22 protein-coding genes are annotated in these 22,305 nt (G+C 71.6%); 5 read left to right on the forward strand and 17 right to left on the reverse strand.

The genetic code is table 11. The features are described 5' to 3' along the window. Positions 1–53 precede the first annotated feature (53 nt). The 7 genes from DEJ00_RS11600 to DEJ00_RS11630 all read right to left on the reverse strand — a co-directional run bounded on the left by DEJ00_RS11600 (position 54) and on the right by DEJ00_RS11630 (position 8,402). The gene (locus tag DEJ00_RS11600) at positions 54–581 is read right to left on the reverse strand and encodes a CinA family protein (RefSeq protein WP_110864739.1); all 528 of its coding nucleotides are present in this window, start codon (positions 579–581) and stop codon (positions 54–56) included. Then, entirely contained in the window at positions 578–1,222 is a 645-nt protein-coding gene (gene pgsA, locus DEJ00_RS11605; protein WP_181440162.1) for a CDP-diacylglycerol--glycerol-3-phosphate 3-phosphatidyltransferase, read from the reverse strand. The genes DEJ00_RS11600 and pgsA overlap by 4 nt, the downstream gene beginning before the upstream one ends. A gap of 5 nt (positions 1,223–1,227) precedes the next feature. Continuing rightward, complete coding sequence (locus DEJ00_RS11610; protein WP_111057450.1) at positions 1,228–4,161, reverse strand: DNA translocase FtsK; 2,934 nt, start codon at positions 4,159–4,161, stop codon at positions 1,228–1,230. Positions 4,162–4,257: 96 nt separating this feature from the next. After that, on the reverse strand, positions 4,258–5,934 hold the full coding sequence (locus tag DEJ00_RS11615) for a ribonuclease J (RefSeq protein WP_027464761.1): 1,677 nt from the start codon (positions 5,932–5,934) through the stop codon (positions 4,258–4,260). A gap of 49 nt (positions 5,935–5,983) precedes the next feature. Then, entirely contained in the window at positions 5,984–6,961 is a 978-nt protein-coding gene (dapA, locus tag DEJ00_RS11620; RefSeq protein WP_110864825.1) for a 4-hydroxy-tetrahydrodipicolinate synthase, read from the reverse strand. A gap of 125 nt (positions 6,962–7,086) precedes the next feature. Next, entirely contained in the window at positions 7,087–7,572 is a 486-nt protein-coding gene (locus DEJ00_RS11625; protein ID WP_111057451.1) for a dihydrofolate reductase, read from the reverse strand. Beyond that, positions 7,572–8,402 (reverse strand): thymidylate synthase, encoded by an 831-nt coding sequence (locus tag DEJ00_RS11630; protein WP_111057452.1) that lies wholly within the window; start codon positions 8,400–8,402, stop codon positions 7,572–7,574. Before DEJ00_RS11630 ends, DEJ00_RS11625 begins: the two co-directional genes overlap by 1 nt. Before the next feature lie 38 nt (positions 8,403–8,440). On the opposite strand from DEJ00_RS11630, the gene DEJ00_RS11635 reads away from it, so the two are divergent. After that, positions 8,441–9,355 carry a TIGR01777 family oxidoreductase gene (locus DEJ00_RS11635; protein ID WP_071245000.1) on the forward strand — a complete coding sequence of 305 codons (915 nt, stop codon included), beginning with the start codon at positions 8,441–8,443 and terminating at the stop codon, positions 9,353–9,355. Positions 9,356–9,374: 19 nt separating this feature from the next. Here the strand turns inward: DEJ00_RS11635 and DEJ00_RS11640 are convergent, their stop codons facing one another. Beyond that, a complete protein-coding gene (locus tag DEJ00_RS11640; RefSeq protein WP_111057453.1) occupies positions 9,375–9,839 on the reverse strand; it encodes a tetratricopeptide repeat protein in 465 nt (154 codons plus the stop codon). Positions 9,840–9,854: 15 nt separating this feature from the next. Continuing rightward, positions 9,855–10,601, reverse strand: coding sequence for a 4-hydroxy-tetrahydrodipicolinate reductase (locus DEJ00_RS11645; RefSeq protein ID WP_258373664.1), 747 nt, complete (start codon positions 10,599–10,601; stop codon positions 9,855–9,857). Positions 10,602–10,624: 23 nt separating this feature from the next. Between DEJ00_RS11645 and DEJ00_RS11650 the strand changes: the two genes are divergently transcribed. Then, positions 10,625–11,116, forward strand: a complete 492-nt coding sequence (locus DEJ00_RS11650; RefSeq protein ID WP_111057455.1) for a GNAT family N-acetyltransferase — start codon at positions 10,625–10,627, stop codon at positions 11,114–11,116. 49 nt (positions 11,117–11,165) lie between these two features. Here the strand turns inward: DEJ00_RS11650 and DEJ00_RS11655 are convergent, their stop codons facing one another. Then, positions 11,166–11,768, reverse strand: coding sequence for a histidine phosphatase family protein (locus DEJ00_RS11655; RefSeq protein WP_027464756.1), 603 nt, complete (start codon positions 11,766–11,768; stop codon positions 11,166–11,168). 8 nt (positions 11,769–11,776) lie between these two features. After that, positions 11,777–13,111 carry a pitrilysin family protein gene (locus DEJ00_RS11660; protein WP_071245003.1) on the reverse strand — a complete coding sequence of 445 codons (1,335 nt, stop codon included), beginning with the start codon at positions 13,109–13,111 and terminating at the stop codon, positions 11,777–11,779. Positions 13,112–13,362: 251 nt separating this feature from the next. Here DEJ00_RS11660 and DEJ00_RS11665 point away from each other — a divergent pair, with 251 nt between their 5' ends. Together DEJ00_RS11665 and DEJ00_RS11670 are read left to right on the forward strand one after the other, a co-directional pair. Continuing rightward, positions 13,363–14,010 (forward strand): TetR/AcrR family transcriptional regulator, encoded by a 648-nt coding sequence (locus tag DEJ00_RS11665; protein WP_111057456.1) that lies wholly within the window; start codon positions 13,363–13,365, stop codon positions 14,008–14,010. Between the two features lie 170 nt (positions 14,011–14,180). Further along, positions 14,181–14,708 (forward strand): YbhB/YbcL family Raf kinase inhibitor-like protein, encoded by a 528-nt coding sequence (locus DEJ00_RS11670; RefSeq protein ID WP_111057457.1) that lies wholly within the window; start codon positions 14,181–14,183, stop codon positions 14,706–14,708. Positions 14,709–14,891: 183 nt separating this feature from the next. Here DEJ00_RS11670 and DEJ00_RS11675 read toward each other — a convergent pair whose 3' ends face one another. Next, positions 14,892–17,171: a polyribonucleotide nucleotidyltransferase gene (locus DEJ00_RS11675; RefSeq protein ID WP_017885932.1), complete on the reverse strand. Its 2,280-nt coding sequence runs from the start codon at positions 17,169–17,171 to the stop codon at positions 14,892–14,894. 281 nt (positions 17,172–17,452) lie between these two features. Here DEJ00_RS11675 and DEJ00_RS11680 point away from each other — a divergent pair, with 281 nt between their 5' ends. Then, on the forward strand, positions 17,453–18,649 hold the full coding sequence (locus DEJ00_RS11680) for a hypothetical protein (protein WP_111057458.1): 1,197 nt from the start codon (positions 17,453–17,455) through the stop codon (positions 18,647–18,649). A gap of 34 nt (positions 18,650–18,683) precedes the next feature. Here the strand turns inward: DEJ00_RS11680 and DEJ00_RS11685 are convergent, their stop codons facing one another. From DEJ00_RS11685 to DEJ00_RS11705, 5 genes are read right to left on the reverse strand one after another with little or no spacing between them, the layout of a single operon-like run. Continuing rightward, positions 18,684–19,037, reverse strand: a complete 354-nt coding sequence (locus DEJ00_RS11685) for a ferredoxin (protein ID WP_146247951.1) — start codon at positions 19,035–19,037, stop codon at positions 18,684–18,686. After that, positions 19,034–20,341, reverse strand: a complete 1,308-nt coding sequence (locus DEJ00_RS11690; RefSeq protein WP_111057459.1) for an NADH-ubiquinone oxidoreductase-F iron-sulfur binding region domain-containing protein — start codon at positions 20,339–20,341, stop codon at positions 19,034–19,036. Before DEJ00_RS11690 ends, DEJ00_RS11685 begins: the two co-directional genes overlap by 4 nt. After that, on the reverse strand, positions 20,338–20,895 hold the full coding sequence (locus DEJ00_RS11695) for a ferric reductase-like transmembrane domain-containing protein (protein ID WP_035807679.1): 558 nt from the start codon (positions 20,893–20,895) through the stop codon (positions 20,338–20,340). The genes DEJ00_RS11690 and DEJ00_RS11695 overlap by 4 nt, the downstream gene beginning before the upstream one ends. Then, positions 20,895–21,824 carry an FAD:protein FMN transferase gene (locus DEJ00_RS11700; protein WP_111057460.1) on the reverse strand — a complete coding sequence of 310 codons (930 nt, stop codon included), beginning with the start codon at positions 21,822–21,824 and terminating at the stop codon, positions 20,895–20,897. Before DEJ00_RS11700 ends, DEJ00_RS11695 begins: the two co-directional genes overlap by 1 nt. After that, on the reverse strand, positions 21,821–22,177 hold the full coding sequence (locus DEJ00_RS11705; protein ID WP_146247952.1) for a hypothetical protein: 357 nt from the start codon (positions 22,175–22,177) through the stop codon (positions 21,821–21,823). Before DEJ00_RS11705 ends, DEJ00_RS11700 begins: the two co-directional genes overlap by 4 nt. Positions 22,178–22,305: the final 128 nt, after the last annotated feature.

The following is a 22,305-nucleotide window of genomic DNA, read 5'->3' on the forward strand; positions in this document are numbered from 1 at the left end:
TGGCTGCCGTACTGCTGGAGATTTCGTGAGATGTAACCCAGTGGAAACGGGACCTATTCCCGGCCCCGGACCTCGGACGACATCCGTGCAAGGAGTTCGGAGACGGTGGCGTGCCGGATTGCCCCTCGGTCACCGTCGAGGTGCAGCTCGAAGGCCTCTGCCCCCGCGGCGGAGGCGATCCCCACGTACACGGTGCCGACGGGCTTGCCGTCCTGCGGATCCGGGCCGGCGACGCCGGTCGTGCTGATCCCCCACGTCGCGGGTTCCCCGTCGACGGACAGCGCGATCCGGACACCGGCGGCCATCTGCCGGGCGACCTCGGGGTGCACGGCGCCCTCGGCCTCGAGCAGCTCTGCCGAGACCCCGAGCACCGAGTGCTTCACGGGCGTCGCGTAGGCCACGACGCCACCGCGGACGACGGCACTCGCGCCCGGCACGTCGACGAGGGTCGCGACCACGAGGCCGCCGGTCAGCGACTCCGCCACGGCGAGGGTCTCGCCCCGCGCCGTCAGTTCGGCGATGAGTCCCGGTGCGACCGGGACGGGAGGCGCGGCCTGCGTCGAGCGGTCGGGTCCGGTCATGCGGTGGTGCGGTTGTGCTTCCATGCCTGCCAGAGGTAGTCGATCCCGCTCAGGATCGTTGCCAGGAACGCGGCCGTCATCAGGACGCCGTTGACCCAGTGCGCCCAGTCGCCGACCAGGTTCCACCACGGGAACAGCGCCGCCGTCAGGGCGACGGCCTGCAGCACGGTCTTGATCTTGCCGCCGCGGCTCGCCGGGATCACCCGGTCGGAGAGCACCGCGAACCGGAAGACCGTGATGCCGATCTCGCGCACCATGATCAGCACGGTCACGTACCAGGGCAGTTCCTGCAGGATCGACAGCGCGACGAGCGCACCACCGATGAGCACCTTGTCGGCGATCGGGTCGACGAGCTTGCCGAAGTCCGTGACCAGGTTCTGCCGACGGGCGATGATGCCGTCGGCGCTGTCCGTGACGATCGCCACGACGAAGACGACCGCTGCCCAGATGCGAAGGGGTCCGTCGTTGCCGGCGTCTGCGAGCAGCAGGACGAAGAACAGCGGCGCCATCAGGATGCGCACCACCGTGATGATGTTCGCGACGTTCGCGGTCGACGCCGGGCCGGGGCCCTTGCGCAGCAGCCGCCCGCGCCACGGGAACCGTGCGCCGTGCGTGGTGTTCGTGCTGTCCGAGGCGGTCATCGCCGTCACTCCCTGCCCGTCAGTCCCCACGCGTCCTCATCGGGCTCGTCGTGGACTTCATCGTACCCGCGGGTCATGTCCCCGACGGGGTCTGCTCCGTAGCGGTCACCGTCGCCGGACGGCGTCGGGGCCGGCGCTGCCGGAGCGGCCGCGGCGGGCGGCTCCTCGCCGCGGAGCTTCGCGAGCACCGCGGGCAGCTGGTCGGCGGTCACCAGGACGTCGCGGGCTTTCGAACCCTCGGACGGCCCGACGATGTCGCGCGACTCCATCAGGTCCATCAGACGACCGGCCTTGGCGAAGCCGACGCGGAGCTTCCGCTGCAGCATCGACGTGGAACCGAACTGGGTCGACACGACCTGCTCGACGGCCGCGAGCAGCAGTTCGAGGTCGTCGCCGATGTCGGCGTCGATCTCCTTGCGCTCGACCACGGCCTGGACGTCCTGGCGGTACTCGGGCTGCGCCTGCCGCGTGACGTGCTGGACGACCTCGGCGACCTCGCCCTCCTGCACCCAGGCACCCTGCACGCGGAGCGACTTGGACGAGCCCATCGGCAGGAAGAGCGCGTCGCCCTGACCGATGAGCTTGTCGGCGCCGGGCTGGTCGAGGATGACGCGGGAGTCCGTGACGCTCGTCACCGCGAAGGCGATGCGCGACGGCACGTTCGCCTTGATCAAGCCGGTGATGACGTCGACCGAGGGGCGCTGCGTCGCGAGCACCAGGTGGATGCCGGCGGCACGGGCGAGCTGGGTGATGCGGACGATCGACTCCTCGACGTCACGCGGTGCCACGAGCATGAGGTCGGCGAGCTCGTCGACGACGACGAGCAGGTACGGGTACGGCTTGAGCTTCCGCTCGCTGCCCGCCGGCAGGACGATCTCGTTGTTCTCGATCGCCTTGTTGAAGTCGTCGACGTGGCGGAACCCGAACGACGCCAGGTCGTCGTACCGCATGTCCATCTCCTTCACGACCCACTGCAGCGCTTCGGCCGCCTTCTTCGGGTTCGTGATGATGGGTGTGATGAGGTGCGGGACACCGGCGTAGATGGAGAGCTCGACGCGCTTCGGGTCGACCAGGACCATGCGGACCTCGGAGGGCTTCGCGCGCATCAGCAGCGACGTGATCATCGAGTTGATGAACACCGACTTGCCGGAACCGGTGGAGCCGGCGACGAGCAGGTGCGGCATCTTCGCCAGGTTCGCGACGACGAAGCCGCCCTCGACGTCCTTGCCGACGCCGATCGTCATCGGGTGCTTCGACTTGCGTGCGGCGTTCGAGCGCAGCACGTCACCGAGCGAGACGATCTCGCGGTCGGTGTTCGGGATCTCGACGCCGATGGCGCTCTTGCCCGGGATCGGCGACAGGATGCGGACCTCGTTCGAGGCGACCGCGTACGACAGGTTCTTCGACAGGGCCGTCACGCGCTCGACCTTGACGCCGGGGCCGAGCTCGATCTCGTACCGGGTCACCGTCGGCCCGCGGGAGAACCCGGTGACCTTCGCGTCGACCTTGAACTCGGTGAGCACCCCGGTGATGGCGGCGACGATGTCGTCGTTCGCCTGGCTCCGCGCCACCGAGGGGGTTCCGGAGCTCAGCGTCGTGGCGGCGGGCAGTCGGTAGGGCTTCGACGGATCGTCGTCGGAACCGGCGGCGGCCGCGCTCAGCTCGGCGGCGGCGTCGATGTCCTCCGGCTCGTCCACGATCTCGGGCTCGGACAGCACCTCGGGCACCGCGGGACGGATGTCGGCCGTCGGCACCGGCCGCGCGGGGACGTCGGTGCCGAACGCGCGGAGCGCCTGCTCGGCGTCCTGCAGGTCCTGCTCGACGGAGTCGTTGAGGTTGACCGACGCGGGCTCGGCCGGCGTGAGGTCGACGAGCCCGGCGGCGGCACCGGCGTTCGGGCTCACTGCGGGGGCAGCGGGCACGACGGGCGCAGCTGGTGCGACGGCAGCGGCAGCCGGGGCGACCCCGGTGGCCGGCGGCAGCACCGGGCTGTCGTACGCCGGGTCCTCTTCGCGCCCGGACTTGTTCCGGCGCCACCACGGCACGTTGTCGCCACCGGCTTCGGCGTCGGCAGCGGCCTGCTCGTCACCGAACCCGAGGTCGTCGAACAGCTGGAAGTCGGCGTCGCCCTTCTTGCCGCGCTTCGACGTGCGGGCGCGGGCGGCGGGCTCCGCCGCAGCGGCGGCGTCGGCCTCGGGTTCTGCTGCGGGGGCCGGCGCGCCGAACAGGTAGGCGTAGAGCTCGTGCAGGCGTCGCCCGAGCTTGTTCGGCGGCGTCTTGGTGATGATGAAGAGCGACAGCACGAGCAGCACGATCGCCACGGGGACGGCCACCCAGGCGGTCGCGATCGTGACGAGCCAGCCGATGACCACCCAGCCCAGCACCCCACCGGCGGCGGCCAGCGCGGGCATGCCGTCGGCCGCGCTCGGTCGGCCACCGAAGACGTGGCAGAGCGAGGCGATCGACACGATCAGGATGCCCAGGCCGATGCCGATCCGGGTGTTGTCGTGCACCGAGGCCGGGTGCCGGAACAGCCACCCGGCGAACACGATCATGATGACGGGCAGGGCGAACGCCAGGCGGCCGAACAGCCCACCGAACGTGTACGCGTCGAGTGCGACGGAGACGCTGTTGGTCGGGTTGAGCCACTCGACGACCCCGCCGGCGATGGCCAGCAGGAACAGCAGGAACGGGAACCCGTCGCGCCGCTGGTCCTTCTCGAGGGTCTCCTTGCCGAGCAGCCGGAACATCGCGCCGACGCCGTGCGCCATCGCGAGCCAGAAGGTCACGAGCGGGTTCTGCTCGCGGAACACCGGCGTGGGCGCAGCCTGCGGCAGCTTCTTCGTCGTGGCCTGGGTGCGCGACGAACCGCGCGTCCCGTTGCCACGGGACGACGTGGACGCGCGCGAGCGCGTGGTCGACTTGGTGCCTCCGGCCATGGGCAGAACCCTAACGCCCGCTCAGGACAAACGCAGGAAGGCCCGCCGCAGCGTCCGTGACGGACGCTGGACGGGCCTCCAGAGCGGGGACGGACGCTACGCCTCGATGACCACCGGGACGATCATCGGACGACGACGGTGCTTCGTGTTCACCCAGCGACCGACCGTGCGACGGACGACCTGCGCGAAGGCGTGCGAGTCGCGCGTGCCGTTCGCGGCAGCCTCGGAGATCGCCTTGGCGATCTGCGGGCGGACGTCGTCGAACACGGAGTCGTCCTCGGCGAAGCCACGCGACTGGATCTCCGGGCCGATCACACACTGCCCGGTGGTGAAGTCCACCGCGCAGAAGATCGAGATGAAGCCCTCTTCCGCCAGGACGCGGCGGTCCTTCAGGTCGGCGTCGGTGATCTCGCCGACGGTGGAGCCGTCGACGTAGACGTAGCCGATGTCGAGCTGACCGGCGACCGTCGCGACGCCGTCCTTCAGGTCGACGACGATGCCGTCCTGCCCGAGGATCACGTTGCGCGGCGGGACACCCGTCTGGATCGCCAGGTCGGCGTTCGCGTACAGGTGGCGGTGCTCGCCGTGGACGGGGAGCACGTTGCGCGGCCGCAGGATGTTGTAGCAGTAGAGCAGCTCGCCGGCGGAGGCGTGTCCGGAGACGTGCACCTTCGCGTTGCCCTTGTGCACGACCTTCGCACCGAGCTTGGTCAGCCCGTCGATGACGCGGTACACGGCGTTCTCGTTGCCCGGGATGAGCGACGACGCGAGGATGACGGTGTCGCCCTCGCCGATCTCGATCTGGTGCTCGAGGTTCGCCATGCGGGCCAGGACGGCCATCGGCTCACCCTGCGACCCGGTCGACATGTAGACGATCTGGTCGTCGGGGACGTTCTTCGCCTTCTTCGTGTCGATGAGCACGTTCTCCGGCACCCGCAGGTACCCGAGGTCGGCGGCGATCGTCATGTTGCGGATCATCGAGCGCCCCATGAACGCGACCTTACGGTTCGCGGCCGCGGCGGCGTCGAGGACCTGCTGCACGCGGTGCACGTGCGACGAGAAGCTCGCCACGACGACCTTCTTGCGGGCGCGCATGATGATGTTCTCGAGCACCGGGCCGATGTCGCGCTCCGGAGCGGTGAAGCCCGGCACGTCGGCGTTCGTGGAGTCCGGCAGGAACAGGTCCACGCCGGCCTCGCCCAGACGGGCGAACGCACGGAGGTCGGTGATGCGGTCGTCCAGCGGGAGCTGGTCCATCTTGAAGTCACCCGTGTGCAGCACACGACCGGCGGGGGTCGTGATCGCGACGGCGAGGGCGTCCGGGATGGAGTGGTTCACGGCGACGAACTCGAGGTGGAACGGACCGATCTGCTCGGTCTGGTCCTCGGCCACGACGAGCGTGTACGGCTTGATCCGGTGTTCCTTGAGCTTCGCCTCGACCAGCGCGAGGGTCAGCGTGGAGCCGATCAGCGGGATGTCGTCGCGGAGCTTGAGCAGGTACGGGACGGCGCCGATGTGGTCTTCGTGGCCGTGCGTGAGCACGACACCGAGGACGTCGTCGAGGCGGTCACGGATCGGCGAGAAGTCCGGCAGGATCAGGTCGACACCGGGCTGGTGCTCCTCGGGGAACAGCACGCCGGCGTCGACGATGAGCAGCTTGCCCTCGTACTCGTAGACGGTCATGTTGCGACCGATCTCGCCGAGGCCCCCGATGGGGACGACGCGGAGGGTGCCGGCTTCGAGCGGCTGCGGTTCGGAGATCTGTGTGGGCATTCGGTCCTACGGATTCGGGCGATGCGCGTGCTGCGCGCCGCGGTGTTCGCTAGCGGGTGGTGCCTGGCACCTTCGGTAGTGCACCGCCGGCCGCCGCGTTGCGGTCGGGGCGGAAGTTCGAGAAGTCGGCGCCGGGCACGTCGCGCACGGCTTCGAGGGAGGTCTCGATGGCGTACGCCTCGGAGTCCTCGGGGCCGACGAGCGGCAGTCGGACGCGCGGGCTGCCGATGCGGCCGAGCCCGTGCAGGATGTACTTCGCGGCCACGGTACCCGGAACGTGCGTCATCACGGCGCGGACGAGCGGCTCGAGTCGCTTGTGCTCGGCCGTCGCGGTGGCCAGGTCGCCCCGGTTCACGGCGTCGACGATGGTGCGGTACGGCGCGCTCGTGATGTTCGCGGTCACGCCGATCAGGCCGGTGGCGCCGATCGACAGGTGCGGGAGCACGTTCGTGTCGTCGCCGGAGAAGTACATGAGGTCGGTGTTGTTCAGGACCCGCGAGACCTCGGCGAAGTCGCCCTTGGCGTCCTTCACGGCGAGGATGTTCGGGTGCTTCGACGCACGCAGGATCGTGTCGTACGTGATCGGGATGCCGGTGCGGCCCGGGATGTCGTACAGGATCACCGGCAGGTCGGTGGCGTCCGCGATCATCCGGAAGTGGGTGAGGACACCCGACTGGGTCGGCTTGTTGTAGTACGGCGTGACGATCATCACGCCGTCCGCGCCGGCCTTCTCGCTCTGCTTGTACAGGTGGATCGCGTGCGCGGTCTCGTTCGAGCCACCGCCCGTGATGATCTTCGCGCGGCCGGCGGCGACGGACTTGCCGACCTCGACCAGACGGAGCTTCTCCGGGTCGGTCAGCGTCGACGTCTCGCCGGTCGTGCCGGTGACGACGATGCCGTCGGCGCCGGCGGTGATGCAGTCGTCGATGTGCTGCTCGACGCCGGGCCAGTCGACCTCGCCGTCGGCCGCGAACGGGGTCACGAGGGCGACGAGGACCTGACCGAAGGGATTCTCACGCGGGGACACGGGCACCAGCGTACCGGGGATGCGCGCGAGGACCGCCGTCCGTGTGGACGGTGGATCGCCTGCGGCGCGGCCGGGAGGCCCGGATCACGTCCGTCCCGCCGGTCACGCCCGGCGACATCGGGCACTCAGGCGCGGCGCTGCCACTCCAGGAACCGGTAGCGGGTGCCCGTGCGGGACTCCTGCCAGGGGCCCTCGTCGGCGAGCGTCCAGCCGGCAGCCTCGCCGAGCGTGGGTGCGACGGTGTCGCCGACGACGTCGACGTCGATCAGGGTCTCGGAGACGTGGTCGGCCGCGTCGAGTGCGGCGTCGTACACCTGGCCGCCGCCGATGACCCAGACGGTCTCGTCGGTGTCGAGGGCGGCGTGCAGGTCGTGCACGACCTCGGCGCCGTCGGCCGTCCACGTCGTGTCCCGGGTGAGCACGACGTTGCGCCGACCGGGTAGCGGCCGGAAGCGCTCGGGCAGGGACTCCCAGGTGCGTCGGCCCATCAGCACGGTCGCGTCGCCGGTGACCTGCTTGAAGTGCGCCAGGTCTTCGGGCACGTGCCAGGGCATGCCGCCGTCGGCACCGATGACACCGGTGGTCGAGCGGGCCCAGACCATGCCGATCATCAGACGGCGACCGCGGCCTTGATCGCCGGGTGGTGCTCGTAGCCGACGACGGTGAAGTCCTCGTACTCGTAGTCGTCGATCGAGTCGCGCGGTGCGAGTTCGAGCGTCGGCATCGGGTACGCCGTGCGGGACAGCTGCTCCTCGACCTGTTCGACGTGGTTGTCGTAGATGTGGCAGTCACCGCCGGTCCAGACGAAGTCGCCGACCTCGAGCCCGGTCTGCGCCGCGATCATGTGGGTCAGCAGCGCGTACGAGGCGATGTTGAACGGGACGCCGAGGAACATGTCGGCGCTCCGCTGGTAGAGCTGGCACGAGAGCTTGCCGTCGTTGACGAAGAACTGGAAGAACGCGTGGCACGGGGCGAGCGCCATGTCCGGCACGTCGGCGACGTTCCACGCCGAGACGATGAGCCGGCGGCTGTCCGGGTTGGTCGTGATCTGGTCGATGACCTGGGCGATCTGGTCGACGTGCTCACCCGAGGGGGTGGGCCACGAGCGCCACTGCACGCCGTACACCGGGCCGAGGTCGCCGTCGGCGTCCGCCCACTCGTTCCAGATCCGGACACCGTGCTCCTGCAGCCAGGTCGCGTTCCCCTCGCCGCGCAGGAACCAGAGGAGCTCGTACGCGACCGACTTGAAGTGCACGCGCTTCGTGCTGACGAGGGGGAACCCCTTCGACAGGTCGTAGCGGAGCTGCGCGCCGAACAGGCTGCGGGTGCCGGTGCCGGTGCGGTCACCCTTCGGCGAGCCCTCGGTCAGGACCCGGCGGAGCAGGTCTTCGTAGGGGGTCGGGACGGAGGCGTCGGGCTGTACGGTCTCGCTGTCGGTCACACACAGAAGCCTACGTCGGTGTGAGTAGCGTTGCGGGCATGCCCGACACGACGGAACAACCGCTCTCGATCCTGGTGGCCGGCTCGTCCGGGTTCATCGGAACGCCCCTCGTCCGCGCCCTGCGCGAGGCGGGGCACCACGTCACCACGCTCGTCCGCCGCGAAGCGCGCACCGCGACCGAGTTCCGCTGGGCGCCGGGGCGGCGTCCGCTCGACCCGGCGATCCTCGACGGCGCCGACGTGGTGATCAACCTGGCCGGTGCGAACATCGGCAAGCTGCCGTGGACGGACGCCTACCGCAGGGAGATCCGCAGCTCGCGCATCGACGCCACCGACACCCTGGTCGAGGCGATGCGGCACGCCGCCACTCCCCCGGCGCTGTTTCTGTCGGGCTCGGCCTCGGGCGTGTACGGCGACCGCCCGGCCGACGTGCTGCAGGACGACGCCGCCCCGGGCACGGGATTCCTCGCCGACGTCTGCACCGCGTGGGAGGCCGCCGCGAACGCCGCTCCCGCCGGGGTCCGCGTCGTCACGCTCCGTACCGGCATCGTCATCGGCAAGGGCGGCGGTGCGCTCGCGCCGCTCGTCCCGCTGACCAAGCTCGGCGTCGGCAGCCGGCTGGGCACCGGTGGCCAGCACTGGCCGTGGATCGCGCTCGAGGACGAGGTGGGCGCGATCGTGCACCTGGCGACCGCGGCCCCGGACGTCTCCGGCCCGGTGAACCTGGCGGGTCCTGAGCCCGTCGTCGCCGACCGCATCACGAAGCACGTCGCCGAGGTCCTGCACCGCCCGTACCTCTTCCGGATCCCCGAGTTCGCCCTGCGCCTGGCGCTGCGGGACGCCGCCGACGACATGCTCCTGTCGAGCCAGCGGATGGTCCCGACGAAGCTGCTCGAGTCCGGCTACACGTTCCGGTACACGCAGGCGGCGGACGCCATCGACGCCGTCTTCTGATCCGCCTCCGGCCCGGGGGTCAGCGGTCGGCGGCGCGCGCGAGGGCTGTGCGCATCGCCGATCGTGCACGCTTGCGGTCACCGGCGGCGTCGTAGACCACGCCGAGCCGGTACCAGCCACGCCAGTCGGCGGGGTCCTGCTCGACCGCGTCGCGGTACCGCGGGAACAGCTCGTCGGCGGCGTCGCGGATCGGCCGGCCCGACGGCCGCACCGGGACGACGTCGTCCGGGGTGCCGCCCTCAGCCTCGAGCCGTGCGCCGAGCCGGGTGATGCGGATGCCGAAGCGGAACTCGAGCACGAGCAGGAGCGCCCCGATCGCGGCGACGACGAACAGCGCGACGCCGATGCCGATGCCGATCGGGATCCCGGTGGCGATGAAGGCGACGGCGCGCTGCCCGACGAGCACGATGTACAGGGCGAGCAGCACCGCCATCAGCGCCGCACCCCAGAACGGCGAGCGGATCGTGCGTCCGGCCCGCTCCATCCGAGTCATGACGCCTCAGCCGATCCCGAGGACGCTGCCGAGGCCCACGGTGAGGCCCCGCGCCGACACCACGTTCGCCAGCGCGGCACGGATACCCGCGACGTAGGCAACGTCGTCGTTGGTGTCGTGCCGGATCGTCAGTGTCTCGCCGGGGCCGCTCAGCACCACGTCCTGCACGGCCTTCACCCCGGGGAGCCGGAGCGAGTGGATGGGCACGCTGGCGACCTGCTGGCCGCGGGCGCGCTGGTCGACGTGCGGGGCGTCCACGGGACCGACCTCGCGCCGCGCGTCGGCCATCAGCTCGGCGGTGCGCACCGCGGTGCCCGAGGGCGAGTCGATCTTGCCGGCGTGGTGGGTCTCGACGATCTCGGCGGCGGGGAACCACGGGGCCGCGATCGTCGCCAGGTGCGTGCCGAGCACGGAGCCGATCGAGAAGTTCGGGACCACGAGCACCCCCTGGTCCGGGCGTTCCTGCAGCCCGGTGCGGAGCTTGGCGAGCCGGTCGAGCGACCAGCCGGAGGTGCCGACGAGCACGTTCGCGCCGCTCGAGAGCGCGTTCTCCACGATCGCCGGGCTGAGCGACGGCACCGTCACGTCGACCACCAGGGCCGCGCCGCCGAAGACCGACGGCGGCGCCTCGTGCGCGCCGTCCTTCGACGACAGGCGGGCGACGAGCTCGAACTCCGGGAGTTCCTCGACGACGGACGCCATGAGGCCCCCGAGACGACCGGTGGCGCCGACGACGGCGACGGGAGTGACCATGCGGTCCATCCTAGGATCGACGCATGTCAGTCGAGGTCAGGACCGTGCCGGCCGATCTGCCCGAGGTCGACGCGCTGCTCGATGCGTACCTGGACGAGCGCGAGGCGACGTTCCCGAGCGCGCAGGGCACGTACTCGCGGAAGCGCACCCCCGCAGCCGAGTTCACGCCGCCGAACGGGGTGTTCGCCGTGGCCTACGACGACGGCGTCGCGGTCGGCTGTGGCGGCCTCCGTCGGATCGCGGACGGGGTCGACGCGACCGGTGCCGTCGACGTCCGGTTCGAGGTCAAGCACGTCTTCGTGGCGCCGGCCGGGCGCGGCACGGGCGTGGCGACGGCCTTGATGGACCTGCTCGAGCGGGCCGGGGCCGACCTCGGTGCGACGAGCATCGTCCTCGACACGAACGACTCGCTCGTGGCGGCGGGCGCGATGTACCGCGGCCGCGGGTACCAGCGGGTCGAGCCGTTCAACGACAACCCGAACGCCACCGCCTGGTACCGCAAGCCGATCGTCTGAGCCGCCACGGGCCTCCCGGCCGCGCCGCCGCGGACCGGACGGACAGCCGCTAGACGGGCTGGTCGACCGGCAGGCCCGTGCGCAGCTCCACCGGCAGGTGGGCCAGGTCGTTCAGCGTGACGACCTCGGCGGGCTTCGCCGACCGGATCCGGATGATCGTGAGCGCGGTGTGGGCGACGTTCGTGCCCATCCAGCGCCACTCGGGGGCCTGGAACGCCTCGCGCACGAACCAGCCGATCACGGCGTTGTGGGTGATCAGCAGGTCGTGCCGGTCCTCGCGCGCCGGGGTGAACCACTCCGACACGGCGTCGCCCATCTGGGCCTGCCCGGCGACGATCTCCTCTTCGGTGATGCCGCCGTACCAGCCCTGGTAGGCGTGCGGCATGTCCGGGGTCGGCCCCGAGGGGATGCAGTCGAACAGCAGCGTCGAGGGCTCGGGCTGGATCGACGGCAAGCGCTGCGACAGGAACGCGGCGGTCTCGCTCGGGGCCTCGAGCGGCGAGTGGTACACGCCGTCGAAGGGCACGCCGCCGAGACGGTCCGCGATCAGGGTCGCCTGACGCTTGCCGCGTTCGGAGAGCTTGCCGTCCCGCAGGCCGTGTTCGGCGTCCTGGTGTTCGCCGTGCCGGACGAGGTACAGGTAATGCGACATGTCCGTGCTCAGCTGCCGATCCCGATGGCCGCGGCGAGTTCGTCCTGCTGCACGGCACCGACGACCGAGGTGATCGTCGGCCGAGTCAGCAGGTCGCGCGCGAGTTCGAGCACGCCGTCGGTCGTGACACCGTCGACACGCTCGAGCGCCGTCGACAGGTCGGTGTACTCGCCGGTGCCGAGCTCGGAACGGCCGAGCCGGGTCATGCGGGCGTCGGAGTCCTCGAGCGAGAGCGTCAGCGCGCCCTCGATCTGGCCCTTGGCTCGTCGGAGCTCGTCGTCGGTGATGCCGTGGTCGACCATCCGGCGGAACTCGGCGTCGACGATGTCGATGACTCCGGCGACGTTGTCCGGCGCGCACCCGGCGTAGACACCGAAGGCTCCGTTGTCCAGGTACGCGGGGGCGAACGACGACACCGCGTAGGCCAGACCGCGGCGCTCGCGCACTTCCTGGAACAGGCGCGAGCTCATGCCACCACCGAGCACGGCGTTCAGGACGCTGAGCGAGGGACGGCGGTCGTCGCGCAGGTCGAGGCCCTGCGAGCCGCGGAGCATGCTGACCTGCTCGGTCGGGCGGTGCACCACGGACAGCTTCGCCTCGACCGGGTCGGCCACGGTCTCGGGCGTGCGGCGCGGCAGCGGCTCGGCGTCGGGGGCGTCGTGGAAGACGCCGGCGACGAGTTCGCAGAACCGGTCGTGGTCGACGGCACCGGCGGCGGTCACGACGATGCCGTTCGGTGCGTAGTGCTCGCGGTAGTGGGCCAGCACCTCGTCGCGCTGGACCGCACGGATGCTGTCCGGGGTCCCGCCGATGGGACGGCCGAGGGGGTGTCCACCGAAGGCCGCGGCGAAGAACGCCTCGCCCGCGACGTCGGCCGGGTCGTCGGCGGCCATCGCGAGTTCCTCGAGGATGACCCCGCGCTCGACGGCGAAGGCGTCTGGTTCGAGCACCGAGCCGGTGACCATGTCACCGATGACGTTCACGGCCATCGGGACGTCGGTGTCCCGGACCCGTGCGTAGTAGCAGGTGTACTCCTTGGCGGTCGCAGCGTTGTGCTCACCGCCGACCGAGTCGAACGCGATGGCGATGTCGAGCGCCGATCGGGTCTCGGTGCCCTTGAAGAGCAGGTGTTCGAGGAAGTGGGTCGACCCGAACTGCCCGTCGCGCTCGTCACGCGAACCGACGCCGACCCAGAACCCGATGCTCGTCGACGCGGCACCCGGCACCGCCTCGGTCAGCACACGGACACCCGAGGGCAGCACGGTGCGACGGACGAAGGCCCCGCCGGACGTCAGGAACGACGTGTCCGGGGCCCCGAGCGGCAGTGGCACTGGCTGGTTCATCGCAGACGAGCCTACTGATCCGTCGATGCCTCCTGCCCAGTTTCCCGGCCTCGGTCGCGTGCCACTCGAAGTGGGGTACAGAAAATGTGGACAGACCGACTCGTCTGTCTGTCCTCCTTGTGCTACTGTTGGCCACGCCGGATCGAAAGCCCCCCTAAGTTCCGATCCGGCGGCTCGGGACATCAGTCCTGCGCGACCACCGAGTCCCCCCACTCCGGTCGCGGAGCCGATGAGTCCGAGGAGTACACGCTGTGACGGTCGATTCCCCCCAACCGGCCGTCCAGCGTCTCCCCGGCCCGAGCACGAACCTCGCGTCGCCGGACGGGTCGAGCGTCCCCCCGACTCCCCGCTCCGGCGGCGCGAAGGTCCGTGTCCTCGAGACCGCCACGCGACTCTTCTACGAAGAGGGCATCCACGGCGTCGGCGTCGACCGCCTCATCTCCGAGGCGAGCGTCACGAAGGCGACGTTCTACAAGCACTACGGGTCGAAGGACAACTTGATCCTCGCCTACATCCGCACCCAGCACGAGCGCGTGCAGGAGCGGATGGAGCAGCTGATCGCCGACGCCGGCTCCCCCGACCGGGCCGTCCGTGCGTGGGTCGCCGCACTGGCCGACGACGTCAACGACCCGGCGTTCCGCGGCTGTGCGTTCCTGCACGCCGCCGCCGAGTACCACGACCCGCGCGACCCGGTCCGCCAGGTCGTCGCCGTGCACCGCGAGTGGTACACCGAACGACTGGCGACCCTGCTGCAGGAGGCCGGACATCCCCTTCCCGGGGACGGTGCCGACGAGCTCATGCTCGCGCGCGACGGTGCGATGGCCGGCGCGTACGCCGGTGACGCGATCGCCGCCACCGCTGCGCTCAACCGCGTGGTCGACCGGGTGCTCGCGGGCTGACGCCCGGCTGTCGCCGACGCTGTCGCTCCAGCGGGGCGGTCGAGGCGAGCGCCATCGGACGGGAGGCCCGTGACGGGCCCGCACCGTGCCTCCAGGCCGTCGCGTGCGAACTCCCACAGCCCCGCTCGCGCACCGAGCGCAGCCCGAGCCGGCGGGTGTTGGCTTGGGGCATGGCCAACGACCCCAACTGGAACCTGCCCGACGTCCCGTCCTTCACCCTGACGAGCCCCGACTTCACCGACGGAGGCGAGCTGCCCACCTCGGCACGCGGCTCCGACGTCGGGGGTGAGGACCGCTCCCCCGCACTCGAGTGGTCGGACGCACCCGAGGGCACGAAGAGCTTCGTCCTGACCGTCTACGACCCCGATGCCCCGACCGGCTCCGGCTTCTGGCACTGGAGCCTGACCGACATCCCGGGCTCGGCGACCTCGCTCCCCGCCGGCGCCGGTACCGATGACGCCCTGCTGCCCGCCGAGGCGCTCCGTCGCCGCAACGAGTTCGGCACGGACACGTTCCTCGGGGCCGCTCCGCCCGCGGGTCACGGTGCGCACCGCTACTTCTTCACGCTGAGCGCCCTCGACGTCCCCGTGCTCGAGGTCCCCGCCGACGTGACCCCCGCGGTCGTGGGCTTCATGCTCCGTGGGCACCTGCTCGGGCGCGCGCAGCTCATGGGCACGCAGGAGACCCCCGCGGCCTGACCGGCACGCGGCACGGCGCGGCGGTCTTTCGCGCACAGCGACAGTTCACGCGGCGCCGTGCCCGTGAGGTGTCGCCGGCCGCGAAAGCACGCGCGGCCAACACGCACACACGCCCCGCAACGGCGAACGGCCGCCGCCCCGGAAGGGACGGCGGCCGTTCGTGCGTCAGGACGCGGAGGAGGATCAGCCCTCGGCCGGGTCCTCGGCGTGGGCGCGGACCGTCTCGGCCGAGGTGGAGTCACCCTCGGTCTCGTCGGCCACGACCGGCGCGAGCGACAGCTTGCCGCGGTCGTCCACCTTGGTGACCTCGACCAGGACCTTCTGGCCGACGCCCAGGACGTCCTCGACGTTCTCGACACGCTTGCCGCCGGCGAGCTTGCGCACCTCGGAGACGTGGAGCAGACCGTCACGGCCCGGGAGCAGCGACACGAAGGCGCCGAAGGTGGCGATCTTCACGACGGTGCCGAGGAACTGGTCCCCGATCTCCGGGTTGGTCGGGTTGGCGATCGCGTTGACCTGGGCACGAGCGGCCTCGGCCGACGGACCGTCGACGGCGCCGATGTAGACGGTGCCGTTGTCCTCGATCGAGATGTCGGCACCGGTGGTGTCCTGGATGCCGTTGATCGTCTTGCCCTTCGGGCCGATCAGCTCGCCGATCTTGTCGACGGGGATCTGCACCGAGATGACGCGAGGAGCGGTGTCCGCCATCTCGTCGGGGGCGTCGATAGCCTCGTTCAGCACACCGAGGATGGCCGAGCGGGCCTCCTTGGCCTGCTTGAGCGCCGCGTCGAGCACCGTCGACGGGATGCCGTCGAGCTTGGTGTCGAGCTGGATCGCGGTGACGAACTCCGAGGTACCGGCGACCTTGAAGTCCATGTCGCCGAGGGCGTCTTCCGCGCCGAGGATGTCGGTCAGGGCCGCGTAGCGGGTCTGACCGTCGACGGTGTCGGAGACCAGGCCCATCGCGATGCCGGCGACCGGGGCCTTGAGGGGCACACCGGCGTTGAGCAGCGAGAGGGTCGAGGCGCAGACGGAACCCATCGAGGTCGAGCCGTTGGAGCTGAGCGCCTCGGAGACCTGACGGATGGCGTAGGGGAACTCGTCACGCGACGGCAGCACCGGCACGAGGGCGCGCTCGGCGAGGAAGCCGTGCCCGATCTCGCGACGCTTCGGCGAACCCACACGGCCGGTCTCACCGGTCGAGTAGGGCGGGAAGTTGTAGTGGTGCAGGTAGCGCTTCTTCGTGACGGGCGACAGCGAGTCGATCTGCTGCTCCATCTTGAGCATGTTCAGCGTGGTGACGCCGAGGATCTGCGTCTCGCCGCGCTGGAAGATCGCCGAACCGTGGACGCGCGGGATCACGGCGACCTCGGCGTCGAGCGGACGGATGTCGGCGAGGCCGCGGCCGTCCATGCGGATCTGCTCGGTCAGGATGCGGCCGCGGACGACCTTCTTCGTGACCGACTTGTAGGCGGCGCTGACCTGCGAGTTGGCGACCTCGGGCAGCGAGCCCGCGGTGACCTGCTCCGCGATGGCGGCCTTGACGCGCGACTTGAGCGCGTCGTCGGCGTCCTGACGCTCGGTCTTGGCGGCGATCTTGTAGACGTCGCCGAGCTCGGAGAGCGCGAGTGCCTCGACAGCCGAGTAGACCTCGGGCGCGTAGGGCGGGAAGACCGGGAAGTCCTGGATCTCCTTGGCCGACTGCGCGGCGAGCTTGGCCTGCGCGTCGACGAGGGACTTGAGGAACGGCTTCGCCGCCTCGAGACCCTGGGCGACGATGGCCTCGTCGGGCTTGGTGGCCCCGCCCTGGATGAGGTCCCAGGCGTGCTCGGTGGCTTCGGCCTCGACCATCATGATCGCGACGTCCTCGTTGCCGGCCTCGTCCGTGACGACACGACCGGCGACGGTCAGGTCGAACACGGCGTCGGCGAGCTGCGAGGCCTTCGGGAACGCGACCCACTGGTCACCGATGAGCGCGAGGCGCACACCGGCGATCGGGCCGGAGAACGGCAGACCGGAGATCTGCGTCGACGCGGACGCGGCGTTGATCGCCAGCGCGTCGTAGAACTCGTCCGGAGCGATGCTCAGGACGGTGATGACGATCTGCACCTCGTTGCGGAGGCCGTCGACGAACGACGGACGCAGCGGCCGGTCGATGAGACGGCAGACGAGGATGGCCTCGGTCGACGGACGGCCTTCACGACGGAAGAACGAACCGGGGATCTTGCCGGCGGCGTAGGAGCGTTCCTCGACGTCGACGGTCAGCGGGAAGAAGTCGAAGCCCTCACGCGGGTGCTTGCCGGCGCTGGTGGCCGAGAGGAGCATCGTTTCCTCGTCCAGGTACGCGGCGACCGCGCCCTGGGCCTGCTGTGCGAGCCGACCGGTCTCGAACCGGACGGTGCGCTTGCCGTACTTGCCGTTGTCGATGACAGCTTCGGCGAACTTGATCTCGGGACCCTCCAAAAGGGCGCCTCCTTGATGTGTTTCCGGCAGGCCATGGCGACGGCACTCGATGGTGCGTGCGCGCCGATCGTTCCGGACGCATGTCTGGCCAGCAGTAGAAGCACTCGGGAAACCGTTCCGGCCCGCGAGCCACCACCGATGACCAGCTCCGTGCCCGGCCTGCGCAGTGTTGTGTGTGACGTCCGGGGAATGAGTCCTCGGACACGATGGACTTTACCAGTCCTCAGGCTGTCGGCGGCGCGGCTCGCTGGACTCCTGGTGAACATCGGTAGCCTGCCCACATGCGCTTCACCCCCTCGCGGGGCGTGCTCGTCGCGGCCGCCGTGGTCGTCGGCGCGCTCGTCGCCCCGGCCCTGACCGCTGCCCCCGCGAACGCCACCGAGTACCCCACGTGGCAGGACGTCCAGCGCGCCAAGGGCAACGAGACCGCGAAGCGCGCCGAGGTGCAGAAGGTGCAGGCCGCGCTGCAGTCGGCGCAGGACGAAGCAGCCGCGAAGTCACAGGCCGCCCTGGTGGCCTCGTCGAAGGCGGACGCGGCCGAGTCGGAGTTGGCGTCGGCCACCCAGGCCGCCACGAGCCTCCAGGCCCAGGCGCAGCACGCGAGCGAGACGGCGGACCGGGCCCAGCAGCGGGCCGGCCAACTGGCCGCGAACCTGTACCGCGACGGCAGCACGAACCAGATGACCACCCGCATCGCGACCGCGAAGAACCCGGACCAGCTGCTCTACCAGCTCGGCGCGCTCGACCAGCTGTCGGAGACCTGGTCCGGCGTGATGGACGAGGCGTCCGTCGCGGCCGGCACGGCGTCCTCGCTGCACGAGCAGGCCGAGCGGGCCGAGACGGAACGCGCGACGCGTGCGCAGGCGGCCGAGGAACGCTCGGCCGCGGCGAAGTCGGCGGAACAGGCGGCGGACGCCGCCGTCGAGTCGACGGAGCAGCACAGCGACGAGCTGTACGCGCAGCTCGCGTCGCTCAAGGACAGCACCGCGAAGCAGGAGGCCGGGTACGAGCTCGGCCAGCGGGTCGCCGCGCAGAAGGCGGAACAGCAGCGCAAGCGGGCCGCAGCGGCGGCGGCCGAGGCGAACGCGAACGCCGCGAACGCCAGCAGCAGCGCTTCCAGCGGCGGCACCGGCTCGTCCTACCCGAGCACCGGGGGCGTCGCCGTGGACCCCGCGGCCGCACAGGCCTACGCACGGAGCGCGCTCGGGTCGTACGGGTGGGGCTCCGACCAGTTCTCGTGCCTGGTGTCGCTCTGGACGCAGGAGTCCGGGTGGCGGGCGAACGCCCTCAACTCCTCGAGCGGTGCCTACGGCATCCCGCAGTCGCTGCCGGCCGAGAAGATGGCGGTCGCCGGAGCCGACTGGCGCACCAACGCGAACACGCAGATCGACTGGGGGCTCGCGTACATCAAGAGCGCCTACGGCTCACCCTGCGGCGCGTGGGGTCACGAGATGAGCGTCAACCCGCACTGGTACTGAGCGCTGGGCCGGCCGGGCGCCGGTCTCCGACTGCTCACCGCTCCACCAGTCGGAGCGCCTGCAGGGGGCACATCGCGACGGCGTCGGCCGCAGCGGCCCGCTCGTGCGGACGGACGGAGACGTCGCGGGTGCCGGCACCGGGGGTGCCGGGGTCGCCCGGGTCGCCGGCCCGGGCACCGGGGTCGCCGGGGTCGCCGGCCCGGGCACCGGGATCGCCGGGGTCGCCGGGGTCGCCGGCCCGGGCGATCGGGTAGCCCCACTCGTCGCGCTCGAGCTGCTCGGAGAACAGTTCCGTGCACAACCCCCGGCCCCGGCAGCGCGTCCAGTCGACGTGCAGCGCGACGTCGCCCGCACCCGCACCCGCACCCATGCCGACGCCCGCGCTCACCGCGCACCCCCGCGCTCCAGCAGGCACCGGCCACCGAGGTGCGCCTGCACGTCGTCGTGGAACACGTCGAGCGCGCTCCGCACCATTCGCGCCACCCCGTCCGGGTGGTGACACGCCCCGCGACCGTCCACCAGCGCGGCGACCCGACGCACCTCGCCCGCCAGGTCACGGGCGGATCGCCCCGAGGCGACGCTCCCGACGCCGGCTCGCCCCGACGCCAGGTCCCCGACGATGTCGGCGATCCGCGGCAGCCCGTTCACGCAGGGTCCGCACCGTCCGGCCGACGCTCCGGCGAGCGCCGTCGCCAGCCGGGCCGTCACCGCGATCGGGCAGGTCCGGTCGTCGAGCACGGCGAGCACCCCGGCCCCGGGCGCGGCACCCCACCGAGCCAGTCCCTCGGGGTCGAAGGACGCGTCGAGGGCCGCGGCCGGCAGCCACGTCCCGCCCCATCCGCCGACCAGTACGGCGCGCGTGTGCGCCGGATCGGTCACGGGCAGCCGGGAGGCCCGCAGCAGTTCCCCGAGCGGCGCACCCCCGGCGGTCTCCAGCACCACCGCGGTGGTCGGGTCCGTCACGTCGCTCACCGTGACGAGCCGGGTGCCGGGGGCACTCGGGCTGCCGACGCCCCGCGCCCACGCCGCCCCGAAGCGCACGACGAGTGCTGCCTGGGCGAGGGTCTCGACGTTCGACACCAGGGTCGGTCGCCCGCTCGGCCCGCGTTCGGCGAGCCGCACCACGCGGTCCTCGGGCACACCCCGGCCACCGGCGACGGCCGAGGCGAGGGCGCTGGCCTCCCCGGAGACGAAGGAGGCGTGGGGCAGGACCCGCAGGCTGATCGGCACGGGGTCGCCGCCGCGATCGGCACCACGGTCGGCGCGTTCCGCGAGGGCCCGGCGGACCGGACCGGTGAGTCGGTCGCTCGTGGCGAGCACTGCCTCGGAGGCACCGATCGCGGCGGCCGCGACGACGAGGCCGTCGAGCACCAGGTGCGGTGCGCGCTCGAGCAGGACGGCGTCCTTGCGGCTGGCGGGTTCGCCCTCGGCGGCGTTCGCGACCACGAGGGGCGCACCCCGACCCCGACGGCGGCCGCGGGCGGTCACGGCGGCGAGCTTCCGGGCGAGCGGGAACCCGGCTCCGCCGCGGCCGTCGACGCCGGCGCGGCCGAGTTCGTCGATCACCCACGGGCCGAGCTGCGGGAGCGGGCCGAAGGTGTCCTCGTGGTCGATGCGCGTCGGACCGGGTGCGGCCAGGAGCCGTCGGGTGCCGGTGGGCGGGACGACGGTGCGGGGGTGGGTCAGGGTCATCGGACGACCTCCAGCTTCGCGGAACGGAACTCGGTGACACGGGCGGTGCAGCGCCAGACGACGGCGACGACGACCGCCGCGGTGCAGACGCCGGCGAGTACGAGGAACCACACGGAGGTGCCGTCGGTCCCCGTGCCGACCGCGTGGGCCAGGGCGATCGGCCACATTGCGTAGGCCGCCCAGTGCACGGCGCGGAAGACCCGCGGGCCGATCGCGCGGCGGAGCAGTGCGGTGACGACGAGCACGACGAGCAGGTCGACGGCCAGGGTGCCGAGCCCCAGCCAGAACCACCGGTAGGCGCCGACGAACGGCACGACCGTGTCGAGGAGGCGCAGCTCGGCCTCGGTGTCGAGCAGCAACGAACCCACGTGCACCGCAACGAACACGGTGGCGGCGAGGGCGACGTCCCGGTGCACGAGCTGCACGGCGAACCGGGGCAGTCCGGGCAGCGGTCGTCCGCCCCTGGTGACGATGCCGAGGAGCACCGTGAGGGTGAGGAGCAGGACGGCGGTGACCCCGGTCCCCCGGCCGATCACCCAGAGCGCGGTGTCCATCAGGCGACCGCCGATCGGTCGTCGGGCCAGCCGCCGAGCCGCACGACCGTGCCGTCGGCGGCGACGAGCCGGGCGGCGCGTCCGCACTGCCGGAGCCACTCGGCGGCGGCGCGACCACGCACCACGGCGGCGGTCGTCATCGTGTTGGCGGTGGTGCACGACGGGGCGACGACGGTCACCGTGCGCCAGACCGGCTCGGCGGGCAGACCCCACCGCGGGTCGAGGATGTGGTGCCGGGCGGCGCCGTCCTGCTCCCAGCGGCGCTTCTGCGTGCTCGAGGTGGCCACGGACCACCCCGAGGCGATCCGGACGTGGTCGACCGGGTCACCCTCGAGGTCCTCCACCCGCACCTGCCAGCCGCCGGACGGATCCGGGCCGGCGGTCGCGACGTCACCGCCGAGGGACACCAGCGCACCGATGCCGAGCCGTGCGGTGATGCTCGCCGCGGCCATGTCGGCGGCAGCGGCCTTCGCCGTGGCACCGAGGTCGAGGGTGACGCCCTCGGGGATGCGCAGGAACGTGCCCGACAGCAGGATGCGCTGCCACGCCGGACGGTCGTCGAGTGCACGCGACAGGGCTTCGGGCGACGGGACCGGCCGGGCGTCGGCGAAGGCGGCGTCGTACCCGAGGGACACCATCCGGCGCCCGAGGGTGGGGTCGACGTCACCGTCGGAGAGCCGGGCTGCGTCGAGGGCCTGGTGCACCAGCGCGGCGAGGAGCGGCGACACCTCGGTGCCACGCACCAGGTCGTCGGCGCGTGCGGTGAGTTCGGAGTCGTCGCGGAAGCGGCTGCACGCGGCGTCGACGGCGGAGGTGACCTGCCGGACGCAGGACTCGGCGGCAGCGAGGTGCCGACGGTCCCGGTGGTCGAGGACGACCCGGGCGGTGGTGGTCCAGAGGTCCCACTCGGTGGCGGCGCGCACGGTCACGACCCCGTCGTCGTGGTGTCGGAGGCGCCGCCGGTGGTGCCCTGCGAGACGCCGGCGTCCGAGTCACTCGTGCCGGAGTCGCTCGTGCCGGAGCCGCTCGTGCCGGAGCCGGTCGTGCCGGAGCTGGTCGACGAGTCGGAGTCGCTCGTCGAGTCGGTCGCGGCGTCGGTCGGCTGGGTCGACGAGTCGCTCGTGTCGGCACTGCTGCTCGTGCTCGTGTCGCTGCTCGTGCTCGCCTGCTCGTGCCCGAGCCAGAGCCCCGCACCGGTGACCATCGCCACCACGAGCCCGCCCACGCTGACGAGCGCACTCGTGATCCGTGCGGATCGCCTGCCGCTGCCTCTGGTGTCCATCGGTGCTCCTCGTCGTCATGACGAGGTTCCCGAGGGCACCGATGAGCCAGCCGCGCACCCGCCGCGCACCGACCGTACGAACCCTGTGGTCCGTCTAAGAGCGCGTGCTCCCGGCGACGGCGGCGGGA

The sequence above is a fragment of the Curtobacterium sp. MCLR17_039 genome, from assembly GCF_003234745.1.
GTDB lineage: Bacteria > Actinomycetota > Actinomycetes > Actinomycetales > Microbacteriaceae > Curtobacterium > Curtobacterium flaccumfaciens.